The organism is Thalassotalea fusca, from assembly GCF_053485835.1.
The window spans coordinates 424,779-441,858 of record NZ_JBQRUN010000001.1; the positions used below are offsets into that span (position 1 = coordinate 424,779).

General features: G+C 40.7%; 16 protein-coding genes. 9 read left to right on the plus strand and 7 right to left on the minus strand.

The features are described 5' to 3' along the window. Nucleotides 1–82: 82 nt before the first annotated feature. From ACSLUK_RS01855 to ACSLUK_RS01895, 9 genes are all read left to right on the plus strand, one after another. Nucleotides 83–538, plus strand: coding sequence for a flagellar protein FlaG (locus tag ACSLUK_RS01855; protein ID WP_448546794.1), 456 nt, complete (start codon nt 83–85; stop codon nt 536–538). 53 nt (nt 539–591) lie between these two features. Then, nucleotides 592–1,950, plus strand: a complete 1,359-nt coding sequence (gene fliD, locus ACSLUK_RS01860; protein WP_448546795.1) for a flagellar filament capping protein FliD — start codon at nt 592–594, stop codon at nt 1,948–1,950. Nucleotides 1,951–1,971: 21 nt separating this feature from the next. Continuing rightward, nucleotides 1,972–2,409 (plus strand): flagellar export chaperone FliS, encoded by a 438-nt coding sequence (fliS, locus tag ACSLUK_RS01865; RefSeq protein ID WP_448546796.1) that lies wholly within the window; start codon nt 1,972–1,974, stop codon nt 2,407–2,409. A 341-nt stretch (nt 2,410–2,750) separates the two neighbouring features. Then, nucleotides 2,751–3,089 carry a flagellar protein FliT gene (gene fliT / locus ACSLUK_RS01870; RefSeq protein WP_448546797.1) on the plus strand — a complete coding sequence of 113 codons (339 nt, stop codon included), beginning with the start codon at nt 2,751–2,753 and terminating at the stop codon, nt 3,087–3,089. 25 nt (nt 3,090–3,114) lie between these two features. After that, nucleotides 3,115–4,101, plus strand: a complete 987-nt coding sequence (locus ACSLUK_RS01875) for an NAD-dependent 4,6-dehydratase LegB (protein WP_448546798.1) — start codon at nt 3,115–3,117, stop codon at nt 4,099–4,101. Further along, complete coding sequence (gene neuC / locus ACSLUK_RS01880) at nt 4,098–5,297, plus strand: UDP-N-acetylglucosamine 2-epimerase (RefSeq protein ID WP_448546799.1); 1,200 nt, start codon at nt 4,098–4,100, stop codon at nt 5,295–5,297. Before ACSLUK_RS01875 ends, neuC begins: the two co-directional genes overlap by 4 nt. A 30-nt stretch (nt 5,298–5,327) precedes the next feature. Continuing rightward, on the plus strand, nt 5,328–6,419 hold the full coding sequence (gene neuB, locus ACSLUK_RS01885) for an N-acetylneuraminate synthase (protein ID WP_448546800.1): 1,092 nt from the start codon (nt 5,328–5,330) through the stop codon (nt 6,417–6,419). An 87-nt stretch (nt 6,420–6,506) separates the two neighbouring features. Beyond that, nucleotides 6,507–7,568, plus strand: coding sequence for a nucleotidyltransferase family protein (locus tag ACSLUK_RS01890; protein WP_448546801.1), 1,062 nt, complete (start codon nt 6,507–6,509; stop codon nt 7,566–7,568). Continuing rightward, nucleotides 7,558–8,265, plus strand: coding sequence for an acylneuraminate cytidylyltransferase family protein (locus ACSLUK_RS01895; protein ID WP_448546802.1), 708 nt, complete (start codon nt 7,558–7,560; stop codon nt 8,263–8,265). Before ACSLUK_RS01890 ends, ACSLUK_RS01895 begins: the two co-directional genes overlap by 11 nt. Nucleotides 8,266–8,319: 54 nt before the next feature. Here ACSLUK_RS01895 and ACSLUK_RS01900 read toward each other — a convergent pair whose 3' ends face one another. Genes ACSLUK_RS01900 through ACSLUK_RS01930 form a run of 7 tightly spaced genes read right to left on the minus strand, consistent with a single transcriptional unit; the run spans nt 8,320 to nt 16,797 of the window. After that, on the minus strand, nt 8,320–9,441 hold the full coding sequence (locus ACSLUK_RS01900; protein WP_448546803.1) for a hypothetical protein: 1,122 nt from the start codon (nt 9,439–9,441) through the stop codon (nt 8,320–8,322). Between the two features lie 32 nt (nt 9,442–9,473). Next, nucleotides 9,474–10,520 carry a phosphotransferase gene (locus tag ACSLUK_RS01905; protein ID WP_448546804.1) on the minus strand — a complete coding sequence of 349 codons (1,047 nt, stop codon included), beginning with the start codon at nt 10,518–10,520 and terminating at the stop codon, nt 9,474–9,476. Continuing rightward, nucleotides 10,520–11,560 carry an N-acetylneuraminate synthase family protein gene (locus ACSLUK_RS01910; protein ID WP_448546805.1) on the minus strand — a complete coding sequence of 347 codons (1,041 nt, stop codon included), beginning with the start codon at nt 11,558–11,560 and terminating at the stop codon, nt 10,520–10,522. The genes ACSLUK_RS01905 and ACSLUK_RS01910 overlap by 1 nt, the downstream gene beginning before the upstream one ends. A gap of 9 nt (nt 11,561–11,569) precedes the next feature. Continuing rightward, entirely contained in the window at nt 11,570–12,199 is a 630-nt protein-coding gene (hisH, locus tag ACSLUK_RS01915) for an imidazole glycerol phosphate synthase subunit HisH (protein ID WP_448546806.1), read from the minus strand. Then, nucleotides 12,192–12,989, minus strand: coding sequence for an imidazole glycerol phosphate synthase subunit HisF (gene hisF / locus ACSLUK_RS01920; protein WP_448546807.1), 798 nt, complete (start codon nt 12,987–12,989; stop codon nt 12,192–12,194). Before hisF ends, hisH begins: the two co-directional genes overlap by 8 nt. After that, the gene (locus tag ACSLUK_RS01925; protein ID WP_448546808.1) at nt 12,968–14,296 is read right to left on the minus strand and encodes an N-acetyl sugar amidotransferase; all 1,329 of its coding nucleotides are present in this window, start codon (nt 14,294–14,296) and stop codon (nt 12,968–12,970) included. The genes hisF and ACSLUK_RS01925 overlap by 22 nt, the downstream gene beginning before the upstream one ends. A 17-nt stretch (nt 14,297–14,313) precedes the next feature. Further along, entirely contained in the window at nt 14,314–16,797 is a 2,484-nt protein-coding gene (locus ACSLUK_RS01930) for a 6-hydroxymethylpterin diphosphokinase MptE-like protein (protein ID WP_448546809.1), read from the minus strand. Nucleotides 16,798–17,080 lie beyond the last annotated feature (283 nt).

A 17,080-nucleotide genomic window follows, 5' to 3' on the forward strand; every position in this document is an offset into this window, starting at 1 on the left:
AGACTGATAGTTTAAGACTGTAAAATGGCACTCAATATTAGAGTGTCATTTTCGCATCTAAAGTTAGTGATAGGAGGTATTTATGACTACGCAGATAGCGATAGATAAAAGTACCAATGGCCAATCGATTGAATTTGGTCGCACTTCCGTTGTCCAACCAACAGACGACACACAGGCTCATCGTATCGCAAAAGAGAAGGAGCAGCTGACTAAAGTTCAACGCCAAGAAGAAACTCGTTTAAATCAAGAAAAAAAACAACAAGAGCAAGCAGAGGCGAAAGTTAGCGAACCGTTAGCAAGTGAAATCGAAGACGCAATTGAAACCATCACCGAGTTTATGAGTCTACCATTACGAAGTGTAAACTTTAAACAAGATGACGGGAGTGACAAAACGATCATAAAGGTATTTGATGCAGATACCAAGGAATTGATTAAACAGTTTCCATCTGACGAAGTGCTGGAGATAGCGCAACGAATTGTTGAGTTGAGACAAGATGTTGATCGAAAAACTGGTATACTTCTTGATGAAAAAGTATAGGTATTAACATTGTGACGTAAGTTACTAGCTAAAACTTTAAGTAGGTAGGCAACATGAATATTACATCCGCTGGGATAGGCTCTGGATTAGATTTAGAAGGGATTATCGAGGCATATATTAATGCTGAAGCAATACCTACAGAACTGCGATTGCAGAAAAAGCAAGATCGCCTAACTACAGAATTGTCAGGCGTAGGCTCTTTTAAGTCCGCACTCTCTACTTTTGAAACTACGCTTAAGAAATTAGAAGATTTAGAAGACTTCAATAAGCAAGTCATCGATGTTTCGACTAGCGATATAGATGTAACAACGAATGGCTTTGCAAGCAATGGTAGTTTTTCTATTGAAGTCACTCAACTTGCCTATGGTACACAGTTACAGTCGCAAAGCTTTACCAGTTCTTCAGACACGGTAGGGTCCGGCACTTTAACTTTAGCGAATGGTACCGATACTTTTGATGTAATAATTGATGCCACTGATACGTTATCGGATATAAGAGATAAAGTTAATCAGGCAAGTGATAACTTTGGTATTGTCGCTAATATCATAAATACGGATGCTGGTACTTATTTGACTTATACGTCTGAAGTCACTGGCGCTGCCAATGCGTTAACTGTGACGACATCCGATGCTTCGCTTGACAATATTTCAACTAACAATACGACAAATCAAGTAGCACAGGATGCTACGATTAAAATCGATGGCAACACTGTAACTAGTAGTTCCAATGAATTTAAAAATTCGATTGAAGATGTGACTATCACTGCAAAAGTTGAGAATATTGGCAACCCTACAACGTTAACGATTTCTCAGGACGAGGAAAATGGCGATAAATTGGTAAAGGACTTTGTTAATAGTTACAACGCTTTGATTAGTACGCTTGATGATTTATCCAATGCGGAGTCTGGCGCATTAGCATTTGATCCGAATATTCGTTCCATTAAATCTCAATTAGTGAATATTGTAACAGGCTCTGTGTCTGGTTTATCTGGAAGTTTTGACTCACTTGACGATATCGGTATTACGTTAGATCGCTATGGTAAATTAGAGGTCTCAGCGGTAAGCATAGGGACATTACCTAGCGGTACAGAAGCGTTAGCTGATGCGTTAGAGAATAATTTGAATGATGTTGGCGAGCTTTTTGCATCAACTGATGGTGTAACGAGTCAATTAATGACATTAATTGATAGTTACATCGGTAGTAACGGGACACTTACAGAGCGTAATAGCGCATTAAGTGTTGAATTGAAAGGTATTGATGATGAATACGCGGCTTTAGAAGCAAAGTTGCGAGATTACGAAGAAACGTTACGTAGTCGCTTTTCATTTCTAGATTCGACCGTTGCTTACTATAATGCTACAAGTGACTGGCTAACGTCAGCACTTGCCTTACCTTCTAGTTCAAAGAACTAGTTTGACATAGGAGTGTAACTCATGAGACAGAATTTAAAAGCCTATAAAAAAGTAAATATAGAAAGTTCAATACTTTCGGCGAATCCTCACCAAATCATTGTAATGATGTATGACGGCTTGCTTGAGAGTATTGCTCAGGCCAAAGGTGCAATAGAGCGAAAAGATTTGGATACTAAGTCAAAATTAATGACTAAGTCTGTCAATATTTTGACTGCTTTAATTAATGCATTAGACAAGGAATCTCAACCAGAAATTTCCGCCAATTTTGAAAATTTGTATAGCGCATGTATCGTTATTCTAAACAACGTTAATGTTACCTTAGAAACAGCTGGGCTGGATGAAGTGCAAACTTATATTAAGCCCCTTCGAGATGCGTGGCGAGACATGCCTATGGAAGCTAAACAGGATGGCTTAGAACAGCTTAAACAGAAAAAGCATTCTGAAGCTATTGGCGCATGACGGTCGTGGGCTAACTTAATCATTAAATTAAAACTGTCAATTGCTAGCTGCAAAGGTATGCTAAATGGCCTTGCCGAACCCAGCTTGTTTACAAAGTGATTGCTTGTTGTCAAAATTTAGCCCAAGTTACCCTTCATTAAATTTCAACCATCTAACAAATGGAAAAACGTTGAAATCGTTTTTGTTTGGGGTTCGAGTTGTAAAGCTGTCGCTGATTCGCTAAATCCATTGGGAGCTCTGTGTTAAGTTTAATTTAATTGGTTGGAAAAACAGTTAGATGAACTGCGTTTTATCGCTTATCATATTAGATTTACACGGAAACTTAGAGGGGTAGTATTCATATGAATCAAATTGCGCAAAAGCAAAATGAAATACTCTCACTAAATGTGCAGTTAAAAAAGCTCTTAGAATCTCAAGACTATAGAAGTCTAAATCAAGTGCTTGAACAGCGCTTAAATTTGTTGAAGCAGCTTGATGGATTTGTCCATAATTTGCCTGCGTCCGAAGATGAATTTGAGCGTTATCATCAGTTCCTTAGAGAGATTGCACAAGAAGACCAAGAACAGTTAACGTTGGTTAAAGAAGTAAAGAACTCCCTTCAACAAGAGACGATGAAACTGACAAAAGGTGTAAAAGCAGTAAATGCCTACCATAATGTTTCCAAGTCCAATCGACGATAAAATAATCTTGCAATAAGGAATCAAAATGTCACAACCTTTAGCCTTAGTAACTGGCGCTGACGGGTTTATCGGATCGCATTTAGTAGAGTTGTTAATTCATAAAGGCTACCGGGTGCGTGCACTAGCCCAATATAACTCTTTTAATAATTGGGGGTGGTTAGAAGATATAACTTGCCTACCAGATATTGAAGTTGTATGTGGTGATGTTCGAGATCCTCATTTTTGTCGTAACATCACTGAAGGTGTAGATATCGTATTCCATTTGGCGGCACTGATCGCCATCCCTTATTCTTATGTCGCACCGCAAACTTATGTAGAAACCAATGTGACAGGGACATTAAACATATGTCAGTCTAGTCTAGACAATAAAGTTAAGCGCATTATTCATACTTCCACTAGCGAAGTATATGGCACCGCCCAGTACGTACCTATCGATGAGAAACATCCATTACAAGCGCAGTCTCCTTATAGCGCAAGTAAGATTGGTGCAGATGCTATGGCAATGAGTTATTTTAATGCATTTGATTTACCCTTAACAATAGCAAGACCTTTTAATACCTACGGGCCGCGTCAATCTGCAAGAGCTGTCATTCCTACCATAATTACGCAGATAGCAAACGGCGAAAAACAAATAAAGCTTGGTGACGTTTCGCCAACCCGAGACTTCAATTTTGTTGAAGATACCTGTCGCGGATTTATTGCGCTCGCGGAATGTGAACAAGCGATTGGCAAAACTGTGAATATTGGTTCTAATTATGAAATCAGTGTGAAAGATACTCTTTTACTTATCAAAAAACTGATGAAAAGTGACGTTGAATTTGTATTTGATGAACAAAGGCAACGACCTGAAAAGTCAGAGGTATTTCGGTTGTGGTGTGATAATACACAAATATATCAGTTGACAGGTTTCGAGCCAAAATTTGATATTAATCAGGGGCTGGAAAAGACAATCCATTGGTTCACGCAATCTGACAACTTAGCCAAATATAAACATGATATTTATAATTTATGACCGCCATCAAAGATAAGCCAATTATTGCTGGCAACAAGAAAATAGCTGTATTCACAGGCACACGCGCAGAGTATGGTTTGCTTTATTGGTTGCTAAGAAACATTCTGGCAAGTGACGCGCAGCTGCAATTAATTGTCGGTGGAATGCATCTTTCACCAGAGTTTGGCTATACCGTTGAACAGATTGAACAAGATGGTTTTGAAATTGCCGACCGACTTGAGTTTCTATTATCTTCTGAATCACCTGTAGGTATTACTAAATCACTAGGTCTCGCGACTATTTCCGCTGCAGAGTCATTAGCTCGGTTAAAGCCCGATATGCTCGTATTACTTGGGGATAGGTTTGAAGCTTTGGCTATTGCACAGGCGGCAATGATTGCACAAATTCCGATTGCTCATATCCATGGTGGTGAATTAACAGAAGGGGTCATTGATGATGCGATTAGACACTCAATAACTAAAATGTCACACCTCCATTTTACTTCAACTGAAAGTTATCGGCGCAGAGTGATTCAATTGGGAGAACAGCCAAGTAATGTGCACCACTACGGAGCCCCAGGACTAGATAATTTACAAAAACTAGAACTGTTAGACAGAGCTTCATTGATGTCGTCGTTACAACTCGATTGGAAAGGTGATTTTGCTTTAATGACATATCATCCAATAACATTAAGTGAAGAAGGTGGAAAAACAGCATTACTCGCTTTGTTAAAGGTACTTGAGTCGACGCCACACAATGTCATTATCACTTATCCAAATGCCGATACATTTGGCCGACAGTTGATTAGTGTTTTACGAGACTTTCAGGCGAAGTATCCTCAGCGCGTGTATTTAACGCAATCAATGGGGCGCATACGATACTTGTCAGCAATGCAATTGGCTAGCGTAGTTATTGGAAATTCTTCAAGTGGGATAATTGAGGCTCCCAGTTGTGGCGTACCAACTGTTAATATTGGTAGTCGTCAGCTAGGGAGGATAGCGGCAGAAAGTGTGCTTCACTGTGGAGAGTCAGAAGCAGAAATCAGTCAATGTTTACAACATGCGTTATCTGATGAACATCAGCGGTTAAGTGCAAATGTAGAAAACCCTTATGGACAAGGGGATGCGTCTGAGAAAATATTAGCCACGTTACTCTCTTTTGACTGTACACAAATTAGACCAAAAGCATTTTATGATCTTCCTCACAGTTCAGATTAGTGTATGGGAAGTATTTATAAGGAATTGCCCATGAGTAATACGCTTATCATCGCTGAAGCGGGTGTTAACCACAATGGCAGTTTACAGACTGCTATTGCGTTAGTTGATGCCGCAGTAGCGAGTGGCGTCGATATCATTAAGTTTCAGACCTATGTAACGGAACAGCTCGTAACAAAAGACGCTAAACAAGCAAATTATCAAAGTCGAAATATTGGTCGACAAGAGTCTCAGTTTGACATGCTAAAGCGTCTAGAATTGTCTTTTGATGAGCATCTTATGGTGAAGCAACATTGCGATGAGCGTGGAATTTGCTATTTGAGTACCGCGTTTGACTTAAAGAGCCTTGATTTCTTAGTCAACCACATGGAGTTGGCGTTATTGAAAATTCCGTCGGGTGAAATTACTAACGCACCATATTTGTTGGCACATGCTAAATCAGGCTGTCAGTTGATTGTTTCAACAGGCATGGCGACCTTGCGCGAAATTTCAGACGCATTAGCGACACTTGCATTTGGTATGGTTAACTCAGCCAATACACTGCCAGCAAACCTTGACGCTTGTTATCAGGTCATGCATTCGGAAGCTGGACAAAAAGCGCTACAAGCAAACGTCACTTTACTTCATTGTACCTCTGAATACCCAGCACCTATCGAGCATGTTAATCTATCAGCCATGCAGACAATGGCTGAAGAGTTTAAGTTGCCTATAGGCTATTCTGATCATACTGAAGGATTACTCATTCCTGCAGTTGCGGTTGCAATGGGGGCAAGTGTCATTGAAAAACATTTTACCTTAGATAGAAACATGGCAGGACCTGATCATGCCGCATCTATTGAGCCCGATGAATTAGCCGAAATGGTCGTTCAAATTAGAACGGTTGAAATGGCAAAGGGAGCGCCAATCAAGAAGCCTTCACAGACAGAAATTGAAAATAGCCGTGTTGCCCGAAAAAGTATTGTAGCAAATGAAAATATTAAAGCTGGGCAAATGTTTACAGTTGATAACACGTCAATAATGCGTCCTGGAACGGGCATCTCACCTATGCGTTATTGGGAATTACTGACAAGAAAAGCTCAAAAAAATTACCAATCGGGCGATATCATAGATAACGATGAAGTTTAATGCAGGTCTTGTAATCGGTAATTTGGTGCAATTATTGCAGACTTTTCATAAGACAAGCATTTAAGATGATGAATTACGAGGCGTATTATGAATCATGATTGGCAAAGTATCTTAGTGCCTCCCTCGGCCACTATGGAAGAAACCATAGAGGTAATTGACAAAGGCGCGTTGAAATTGGCATTGGTTGCGGATGAATCTCGCCACCTACTTGGTATAGTAACGGATGGTGATATTCGCCGTGCCTTACTTCGCCATTTAACTATGGATACGCTTATAACGGATGTCATGCACAAATCGCCTGTCGTTGCGGAAGAAGGCACATCTAAGAGTCGCTTGCTGAATATTATGAATAGCGACGGTTTAATGGCTATTCCTTTGGTGAAAGAAGGCGTGCTGGTTGGTCTTGAAACGATGCAGAAATTATATAAGCGTCGAAAATATGATAATCCAGTATTTTTGATGGCGGGCGGTTTTGGCACTCGTTTGAGACCTCTCACCGATAACTGCCCTAAGCCGCTTTTAAAACTTGGCGACAAGCCAATACTTGAAACAATTTTGGAAAGCTTCGTTTCGTCAGGTTTTCATCAATTTTATATCTCTACGCATTATTTACCTGAATCGATTAAAGGCTATTTTGGTGATGGCTCCAAGTGGGGTGTAGACATTCACTATGTGCATGAAGAAACACCTTTGGGTACCGGTGGCAGTTTAGGTTTGTTACCTAGCGATTTACCTGATTTACCCATCATTATGATGAATGGGGATGTGCTGACTAAAATCGATTTTGAACAATTATTGAGTTATCACAACGAATATCAACCTTTGTGTACGATGTGTGTTCGTGAAGACGAATACCAAATTCCTTATGGTGTAGTGCAATCTCAGGGGGCTCGTATCACCAGTTTGGTAGAAAAGCCAACGCATAAATATTTTATCAATGCGGGCGTTTACGTAGTGAGTAGAGCATTGATCGCCCGAGTTTCACGAAACCAACGTGTAGATATGACTGACTTAATTGAGAATTGCTTAGCGAACGATGATCTTGTTTCGATGTTCCCCGTACATGAATATTGGTTAGACATTGGAAAAATGGTTGATTTTTACCAGGCTCAAAAAGATGTAATGAAAGGCGGTAGTTTTGCAGGATAAGAAAATATTAGCGATAGTGCCTGCTAGGGCAGGAAGCAAACGTTTGCCTGGCAAGAATAGTAAATTACTTAATGGCAAACCTTTGATTGAGTGGACATTGTCTGCTGCTCAACAAAGTCAGTATATTGATCAGGTATTAGTGACGACCGATTGTCAGGAAATCGCATCGCTATCGGAGTCATTAGGGGCTTGGGTGCCTTTTCTAAGGCCTGCCGAATTATCATGTGATCATGCAACAACCGTTGACGTAGTTAAGCATTGCTTGTCATTTGTGACTGAACAAGGGGTTAATTACGATTATGTCATTGTGCTTCAGCCGACCTCTCCTTTGCGTGGCGTAAAGGATATTGATGCAGCAATCGAGCTAATGTTTGAAAGAGGCGGAGATGCCGTGGTAAGTGTCTGTCCTTGCGAGCACCCACCGCAATGGGCAAATAAGCTGGACGAAAGTTTACGCATGGATGACTTTTTATCTAAGTTTCTCAAGGAAAATGCTCGAAGCCAAGATTTACCAACATACTATCGCTTGAATGGAGCGATTTATTTAGTTGATACAAACCGGTTTTTGCAAGAAAGCAATTTTTATCTTTCTGACAATATTTATGCGTATGTCATGTCACAAAATCATTCAGTCGACATTGATAATTTAGTCGAATTCAAGCTTGCGGAAATCATGATGTCGGAATTGAATTTATAATCTGTCGGTTCCAATAATCTTTGCTATTACATTGATCTTAGAATAGTCCGTGAGCTACTCTTTTAACGCGTTTTTTTTAAGTACTTGGATGATCGTGTCAATGGCTTGTTTAGCACAGGGTAATTGTTCAATAGCACGTTGTCTCACGTGTGCTCTGTGCGACAATGCATTTTCTAACTCAAAATGTAGGTGCTCAATATCTTCAACAGAGTGAATGAGGCCTTGTTCCCCTGTTAATGGCATATCTGTCATTTCAGAGTAGTTTTTCCACCAGTCAATGAGCTCTTGCTCAAACCACAAAAACACACTGGCATTAAGCGCTTCATTGGCGTGTCGATTCAGGTACACATTGTCAATACCACATGTTGAAAATGCACTCACGACCAAATCACACCCACAAATACTATCAACAATATCGCTACTCGAATCACGGATAATGTGGTTAGGTAAGTGCTGATTCATTTTCGCCCACGTTCTATTTTGCAACGCTTGTGATTCTTTAGGGTGCGCACGATACATAAGTACGAAAGGCTTATCCCACAGGGCAAGGTGTTCGATGAACCTATCAACCGTATTCAAATAACCGTTATTTGTATCTAATGGTTGGCCGTAAAATCCGACTAATATCTCATCATGTAGACCTAGGTTTGCTCTTCGTGAACTGCGACGTGAAACCGCATCAACATGCTCAAAGTCTATGTGCTTTAATGAACCAACGGGGTAACTTTGAACGTTTGGAAGTCGTTGTTGGTTAACGCGTACTGCTAATTGATCAAGCGCAAAAACGAACTGAGGTAAACTTGTTGCTTGTTGGTTGAAATCACCCCAAAAGCCTTGATACGCATGCGTTGGAATATTATGTGATTCTGCGAATGCTAATGTTACTTCGTCAATGCCCGTATCAGGCCCAGAAACACCCACTAAAATCACTTGGATTGGTAAACTATCGTGTAATGTTGAGAGTTGTTCAATCGCGCCATGTTCATCACTAACATGCCAATAACGCTCAGCTTTTGCCGTTAGCATTTCACTCGCTGGTGATTGTAGGATTACACTGACGATAAATCTGTCATCGTTGTGTAATCGTTCAAGTACTGGAGCAAATGACTGAGCCGTTGCAGGATCACGTGCAGTGACTAATAAGTGAATGGGAGAAGGCTTTGTGAATGCTGACATAAGGTTATTTCATTTTGACGTTGTTAACTATGTCAATTATTGACTAATTGATTAATGCGCTGCTCATTACTTTCTATAAAATTTAGATGATCTACAAACTTTTGCCATTCTTCAGGAAGAACCAGCGCTCCTGAGTTTTTAACAAATTGTGTTAATTGTAGAAGTGATTTGTATGAAATTGCGCGAAGCATCTCTATTAACCAATTTTCAGGCTCATCAATAAACAGGCTTGGGTGTACTGCCCTGTAGCCATTTAAGAAAGCGGACACGTGTTTATTCAACTTCTGCCAATCGCCTTTGTTTGGCTGTAATATTAGGCGTTCTATGGCGAAGGCTATATCTTGCAGTGGTGAGGCGAAAGTAGATTGACTGTCTTCAAAGTCAATAAAATACAACGTATCTTGAGACCGTCCCCCGATACCGTTAGCAAACAATACGTTGCCAAAGTTGATATCGGCGTGTATTACTTGGGGTTTAAACGCTAATATCTGGAAATCTGACGCCTTAATAGCGAGTAAGTACTTCAGTGCTGACTTTGGCAGCACATGCGACAGTTGCTCGAGATTTGAGCGCGAACCTGTCGCTAGTAGCGAATTCATCCATTGCTCTGAGCGTTCTTTTACCTGATTACTTTCGTTGTAGGCTGCTAATGTCTTATGTAGTACAGCAAGTTCATGACCGAGCAGTTGATAATCTTCTACTGTCGTTGCAATATACCGACTCTTGATTAAAGGGTAGACAAGCAAACTAGCGACTGTATCGTCAAATTTAATGGGAATAGCATCCGTAGAAATCAACGGTATAACGCTGGAAATCTTAGTGCGTAAATACTGGACGATGCTATCTGCCATGACGGTTTTTTTTGCATGCTCGGGCGTTATGATTTTGACAAAAATGGCGCATTTTGCGTCTGCACATTGATAGTAGCCAAACGGGAATGTGTGTTCAGTAGCAAGTTTCTGCCACTGTCCACATTCACCAGTCCAACGTTCTAAATAGCGTTGCTGATCGGAATTTAGTGAGAGCCACTGGTTATGTGGTACTCGTGAAAAAGCTGGTTGAATTATTTCTTTAGTCATTAGCCAGCTTGAATATCTCGCCAGTGAATAGGCTGACCCGCATTAATGGGCGAAGTTACACGAAAGTTTTGTACTTCTTGCCAATATTCAGTAGAAACGCCAAGTGCGGGGAAAGCAAAGGTGACATTTTCTAATGAAAGTTGCTCGCCTGCGGCCAATTTAGTTTTTGCAACGAGACCCATGCGTGATATGTATTTATCACGTACACGTGAGAGATAACGGTCGCCATTGCCAAGCGCACTTTGAATATTGTTTAATTTGCTAAGAACGGTAGATACCTGACTAATTGGAAGGGCGTGGCCTGCATCTTGTTCATCTAAAATTTGGTCATCGCATACGCCCTTTTCGAGAACAACTGCGCCCATTGCGATTGCTGCGTATAGCATTTCATCGCCATAGTGATGATCCGACAGGCCGACGGGTAATTGTGTAGCCAGCCCCAACGTATTCATAAACTTTAGATTGTGAAGCGCCACATCATTTGGTGGCCCAGGGGGAGAATGCTCTATTAATAAATGAGGATTACCCTGATCCCGCGCCCAGCTCACTGCGCGACTCGCTTCTTCTATGGTTGTATGACCCGTGTCGAAAATCATTGGCAATTGTTTCTTAGCAACGTACTCAATTAAAGGTTGATGTGTAATATTAGAAGATGCAATCTTAATCGCGACACATCCTAACGCTTCTGCAAAGTCAGCTCCTGCAAAATCATAAACTGACAAAATGACTTCTAAACCAAGCGATTTAGCAAACTTGAACATTTCATGGTATTGCGGCAAAGAAACAACTTTACGTTCGATCAAGGTACGATAATTTTCCGATATTTTCTTGTCAGAACGGTGACCATAGAAAGTTTCTACCGTATCAGTTGGCAGGCAAATATCTGGGTTTTGCAGAATTTCACCTTTGATGGTGGTGACACCAGCATCGGCGAGTTGCAGAATAAGTTTCTTGGCTAATATGGTATCTTGATTAAAAAAAGTGCCTATGTCAGGCAAAAATAGGGGCGTTTGCGTAAGCCAATAGTTCGTTGCAGTCATCGAATACACCTATATTTTGAGAAAGTTTGTTAGCATCGTTAATCCACATTGACCCGATTTTTCAGGGTGAAACTGGCAACCATATATATTGTCTTTCGCTACTATCGCCGCAATTTCGATATCGCCAAATGTCGTTGTTGACACGAGATTGTTCGAAGCGGTCATTGCGTGGAAAGAATGAACAAAATAAAAAGTATCATCTGTAAAAGAAATATGTGAAGCCAACGGTGATGTAGGTTGTGTAAAATTGAGTGGCCGCCAGCCAATATGCGGCACGGTGAGAGGTGTACCTTGTTGATTGACGTTAGGCAGTGGCACGATTGAGCCATTTATTAAACCCAGACCTGCAATTCGTTCAAACTCATCACTATGTTCAAACAGCATTTGCATACCTAAACAAATGCCCAAAAATGGTTTTTTGCTGGCTGCTTCTTTCAATGGTTCGAGTAATTCTTTTTGTGTTAATTGAGCCATTGCATCTGGAAAGGCACCGACACCAGGAAAGACGACTCTATCCGCGGCTAATATTTGTTCTGGTGTTGTCGCAATGCTCACACGGGCACCCACGTGCTCTAAAGCGTGTTGCACGTTCAGCAAATTACTCGCGCCATAATCGACGATCGTTACGTGCTTATTCATGTTGGTTTCCCGTGTTCATTGGTGTCTTTCTTAAGATATAACCTTGTTCACGTAATTCAGATTTAATGGTATGAATGTCGGTTCTTTTAAAATGTAATACATCAGCCATAGATAAAGCATGAGCACCATTTTTTATGGCGAGCTGTGCATCCTGCCAATCTTTAAATCCACCGGAGGCAATGATAGGAATATCAATCGCATTTTTGACACTTGCTAATAGTTGTTGGTCATAACCCTGTCGTGTGCCTTCTCGATCAACTGAGGTAAGCAATACTTCTCCTGCGCCTCTTTCTGCGGCTTCACTGACCCAATCAATGACGTTGCGTCCAGTTTTTTCTCGGCCATTGTCGGTGTAAACTTCCCAGCTTCCGTCATTGGTCATTTTGGCTTCTACTGACAAGACAACACTTTGACGGCCAAATTTGTGCGCCATCTTGTTGATTAGCTCTGGTTGCTGGGTGGCTGCGGTGTTTATTGCAACTTTGTCAGCACCTGAGCGAAGTACTTCTTTAGCATCATCTACAGAGCGAATACCACCACCAACGGTAATCGGTATAAACACTGATTTGACTGTTTGTTTGATGATATCTGTTAATGAATTACGACCGTAGAGCGTGGCAACTGCGTCCATATAAATTAGTTCATCAGCACCTTGTTGATAATACTGCGTTGCGAAGTCATGAGGAGAGCCTACTTTACGTAACCCCTCCAAATGAACTCCTTTTATTAAATACTGCCCCTTAATATCGAGCCGTGGAATTATTCTGATCACAGGCTGGCATCCTGCCATGAAGTGTACCTTTGCAACCAGTTGCCATTTTCGTACTTCCATAAATGAGGTGAGCGAAAGTGATCTGTTAAGGTATCAAAATACTCTCGTGTCATTATAGGTTGTTCGAATCGCTTGCTTGCAATCGGAAATTCTTTTTCTGGTAATGAGAGGTAAGTTAGAATCTCGTCGATAAACCGTTCTGGAAACTCTAAGTCAAAACGTTTTACTAACGCGAGGCCTTCCTCTCGTTCAATATCTTGAGAGCGTATCTCTTGAGCGCTGTCATAAGTTGCTCGTCCAATACCAAACTTCACGCACGTAGTGTAATAGTGCAAATCGTCAATTTTGTCATCAATGGAGTTGTACTTACTGTAGGTGCCTGGGGTGCGCTCTGGAGATGCCTCAAACCCTCCGTGCTCATGTGCGTAGTAGTAACAACTTTGAGGGTGCCACTTGAGGTAATAACCTAAATAGTGCACTTCAACGCCTGTCTGTGATAACTTTTCGGGGTCTGCAGGCATATATGGATCTAAGTCTGCTTTGGTTAACCCATAATCTTGTTTTAGAGATTGTAAAGACACACCGCTAATATTAATCTCACGTTCATCCGTCAGGGTGAAGTACTCCCAATCACGCTTAGCACTTTCGTTGTCAGAAATTGGATTACCATATTCGGCTTCATTTTCTCCAAAAAATACCAACGGGATGTTTAGCATCGCCGCCATTTTGGGGGCAAGTGCCTTTTGACCGATCATAAATGGCTGAAAGGGGTGGAATAGTTTTTCAACGGCAAGTCGGGTTAGTAAACGATGTACACGTCCATTTGGCGTCATCAGCATGTTGTCAAAGCCAGCGTGTATCCAGCGTTGAAAGTTTCGCCAGCCCCATTCTGTGTACATATGCGGTGCCCAGGTCACTGTATAAGGATGCATGCCATATTCTTCTTTAAGAATGTGAGCGGCAAAGAAACTGTCTTTGCCTCCTGAACCAGGCAGTAAACAATCGTATGAACCATCCTTTGAACGGTGTTTGTCGCAAAGTGCTTTTAGTTGCTTCTTGCGCTCGTCCCAGTCAATTGTTTGGTGCTTTCTCTCAGCCATTCGACAGGCATCACACACGCCATTTTCATCAAAGTTTATTGTCGCTTTGGTGCTGTCTTTCGTGTGTTTGTATTCAACTGCTGAATTTGGACGTTGATTTGATATGGTACACTTTTTACAAAACTTTACTTCCGGTGGTAATCCATATTTTACTTCAGGATTTACGGCTTCCGGCGTAAATTTTGATAAGTCGACAGGTGATGGCTTGTTTATTAATACAGACATAAATTATTCCAGTAACTTTATACTTGCGCGAGTTGTTCCAAATAGTTTCTAGCTTCGCCATTGTCAGGCATAATCGCAATGACCTGATGAAAAGCGTTGGCAGCAATTTCTAGTTCATTGAGTTCTATGGCTAACTTTCCATAGGCAAGCCAAGCATTTGTATCTTGTGAGTTGTTTTCTAAATATTGTTCATATACCTGACATGATTGCTTACGTTCTCCGTTTAGGCGAAGAATAGCTGCGTAACGTAATAAATGGTGATCAGCTAATTGAGACAGCTTTTCCATGAAGTAAGTGGCTTTGACAATATCTTGAGTTTCAATGGCTAACGCAGCTATTTGCATGGCTTCGTCCTCTGTTAGCATGTTCTCTTCTATTTCGGCGAAAAACTCAAGAGCTTTAGTGCTATCTTGGTTTAGTACAGCTAGATAAGCCTTAGTTAAAGAAAGTAACCAAGAAGCGTCTGCTTCATCATCTAATTTTTGAACTAAGTTGTTGGCGAGTTGCTCCAAAGCTTCAGTATTTCTCTTTTGAAATAAGTACAAAATTTTGCGATTCAATCCAGCAATGCTTGTTTCTGCTTTTGACCGTCTAAAGTGATCTGTATCGGTATTTTCGATTATGCGCTTGTATTCGTTTTCACAAAAGTTAAAGTCTGCTTTTAGTTCGTCAGTTAATTGGGCTTTGCAATTATCATGTTGCGCTAGCCAATGAATGGCACGCTTATAGTGTTTATCTTTCAGCCATTGTTCCATGAGCTTTTTAACGTTGGGATTTGCTTTGTGCTCTTCAATTCTGTTTTCAATGCGAGTTTTAGCACTCACAAGTAAAGGTTTTAGGTCATCTATCGTATCTATGTAGGCTTGATAATAAATACGTCCAACTTCTTCCATTTCTTCATCTGTCCAGTCTTGATCAGAATCGGTACGGACGGTTTTTATGAAGCTCTTAATGCCAAAGCGTTTGACAAAGTTGTTAGTAGCCTGAAATTTAGTCGTGAGCTTTTTCTCGGCTTTATCTAGTTTTAGCTTAAACTGGTAGTTTTTCTCTTCATTTTTGTAGTCTTTATAGAGTGCTTCATTATCTGATAGGGCGCTTTTAGCGATGCGATAGATTTCGTTCACTTCCTTTATAATGCGTTTTAACTCTGAGAGTAAAACTTTGGCGTCTCGAACTAGATTATCATTTTGACGTACGTGTGCTGATAACGTTGCAACAGCATCGAATTGTTGATCGAGGTGAATGTCATGCGTCTTTTTGTGGGCTATGTGCTCCATTTTTGCTGCATTTTCTGACAAATTAATAAATTCACAATCAACTTCTTTAGCGGCTTTAGCTTGATCGGACAGAATAAAAGAGGCGTGCATGAAAGAAGTAGAGGTTTCCGCTAATGAGCCTTCATAGGTTTCTACCCATTGTCCTTTAAACCCTAGACGCGGCCCCAATTGTGCCTCATTACTACCTGACGCGTAAGCTGTACCATCTTTGGCATAACAAAGGTCAGCTCCCGTGAGTAATACACGTTTGAAGCCTAGTGCTACTGCTGCAGAAATTGCGGAGTTTGTAACTGTAGGGCCTTGTAGGTCCGCATTTTCTTTATTCAATTTACTCGACCATGGCGCGCGTACATCACAATAATAGTGCTTTCCTGTCCACTGTCCCAAGAGTGAAGGAACAACGTAATTTGAATGGACAAATATTACAGACTCTGGAAAGTCTAGCATTTCTTTACTTACATCAAAGCTAACTTCATGTGGATCTACAGAAAACACCATGTGAGGAATTAAGTCTTCCTGCAGTAATTTTTTGGCAATTCGTGAAATAGCGAGAATGACCAGATGGTTTCTGTTTTCTTTTACCCACTCAATATGCTTGTCTAGAGAAGGGCCGCCAGCGAGTACCACACATGTTTTGCCTTTGAATACACCTTTTAGTTCTATCAGCGGGGTAGCATTTTCGCATAGGTTTTCTAGCTGCCTAGTAATAAACGGCTTACGACTTAAACTAACAACTGTTTTGTGTTGGAGTGATTCAATAGTCAACGCAAGTTCAGTGTCTAAATCGTGATAACGGGTATCATATGCATCTAGTGCCGCGATAGATTTTATGTACCTGACTTTTTCTGTGTACAAAAAAGCATGAATCTTGAATTCTTCTGCAGCTACCTGCCATTCTTCCATCGTGCAAAGCGTTACCTTATCATCCCATTTAGTAAAGGCAAGCTGTGCTTCTATGGATGCGAGTACGTGCGGCATATCGATGAAAATAAAATACGAGCCATACGGAAGTCCGTGCTCCAGTATATAGTCTACGAGTAAACCGCCATCTGTACCAAGTACAACATAAAAGTGGTCTTTCTTCCAAAGCTTTTCCTGAAATACTTTTGTGTATAGAACTTGGGCATTTTTCTTTTCGAAGGTATCCCGATTAACGGAGTACAAATAGGGTTCGCCATGTTGACTTATTTTATATTGTTCTATATCTACCAATGTATTCTGCATCTTTAACCTTTACTCGTATTGCTAAGTACAAATATCACTCTTGCCAAATCACATTAATTAAGCATTAATCATGCCTAAAACATTCTGCTATTTGTTCGCCAGTATTGTATGTACACTTGAACATACGATGTTTGTTCAAAAACAAACATCTAGCTTGTTGTCCTCTTTACCGAGTATAGCGATAATCTACAGTCAATAAAATGACGTAATTGATTGAGAGTCATAATAAAAAATATTATCCCAATTGACTAATAGATATTACTAGAGACTGTTGAGCTTTGAG

What these genes read in the sequence shown, in the direction of transcription:
- hisH (WP_448546806.1), bottom strand. Translation starts at nt 12,199, where the DNA reads ATGAATAAGCACGTAACGATCGTCGATTATGGCGCGAGTAATTTGCTG.
- ACSLUK_RS01890 (WP_448546801.1), top strand. Translation starts at nt 6,507, where the DNA reads ATGAATCATGATTGGCAAAGTATCTTAGTGCCTCCCTCGGCCACTATG.
- fliS (WP_448546796.1), top strand. Translation starts at nt 1,972, where the DNA reads ATGAGACAGAATTTAAAAGCCTATAAAAAAGTAAATATAGAAAGTTCA.
- ACSLUK_RS01910 (WP_448546805.1), bottom strand. Translation starts at nt 11,560, where the DNA reads ATGACTGCAACGAACTATTGGCTTACGCAAACGCCCCTATTTTTGCCT.
- ACSLUK_RS01900 (WP_448546803.1), bottom strand. Translation starts at nt 9,441, where the DNA reads ATGTCAGCATTCACAAAGCCTTCTCCCATTCACTTATTAGTCACTGCA.
- ACSLUK_RS01925 (WP_448546808.1), bottom strand. Translation starts at nt 14,296, where the DNA reads ATGTCTGTATTAATAAACAAGCCATCACCTGTCGACTTATCAAAATTT.
- ACSLUK_RS01905 (WP_448546804.1), bottom strand. Translation starts at nt 10,520, where the DNA reads ATGACTAAAGAAATAATTCAACCAGCTTTTTCACGAGTACCACATAAC.
- fliT (WP_448546797.1), top strand. Translation starts at nt 2,751, where the DNA reads ATGAATCAAATTGCGCAAAAGCAAAATGAAATACTCTCACTAAATGTG.
- neuB (WP_448546800.1), top strand. Translation starts at nt 5,328, where the DNA reads ATGAGTAATACGCTTATCATCGCTGAAGCGGGTGTTAACCACAATGGC.
- hisF (WP_448546807.1), bottom strand. Translation starts at nt 12,989, where the DNA reads ATGGCAGGATGCCAGCCTGTGATCAGAATAATTCCACGGCTCGATATT.
- ACSLUK_RS01875 (WP_448546798.1), top strand. Translation starts at nt 3,115, where the DNA reads ATGTCACAACCTTTAGCCTTAGTAACTGGCGCTGACGGGTTTATCGGA.
- neuC (WP_448546799.1), top strand. Translation starts at nt 4,098, where the DNA reads ATGACCGCCATCAAAGATAAGCCAATTATTGCTGGCAACAAGAAAATA.
- ACSLUK_RS01855 (WP_448546794.1), top strand. Translation starts at nt 83, where the DNA reads ATGACTACGCAGATAGCGATAGATAAAAGTACCAATGGCCAATCGATT.
- ACSLUK_RS01930 (WP_448546809.1), bottom strand. Translation starts at nt 16,797, where the DNA reads ATGCAGAATACATTGGTAGATATAGAACAATATAAAATAAGTCAACAT.
- fliD (WP_448546795.1), top strand. Translation starts at nt 592, where the DNA reads ATGAATATTACATCCGCTGGGATAGGCTCTGGATTAGATTTAGAAGGG.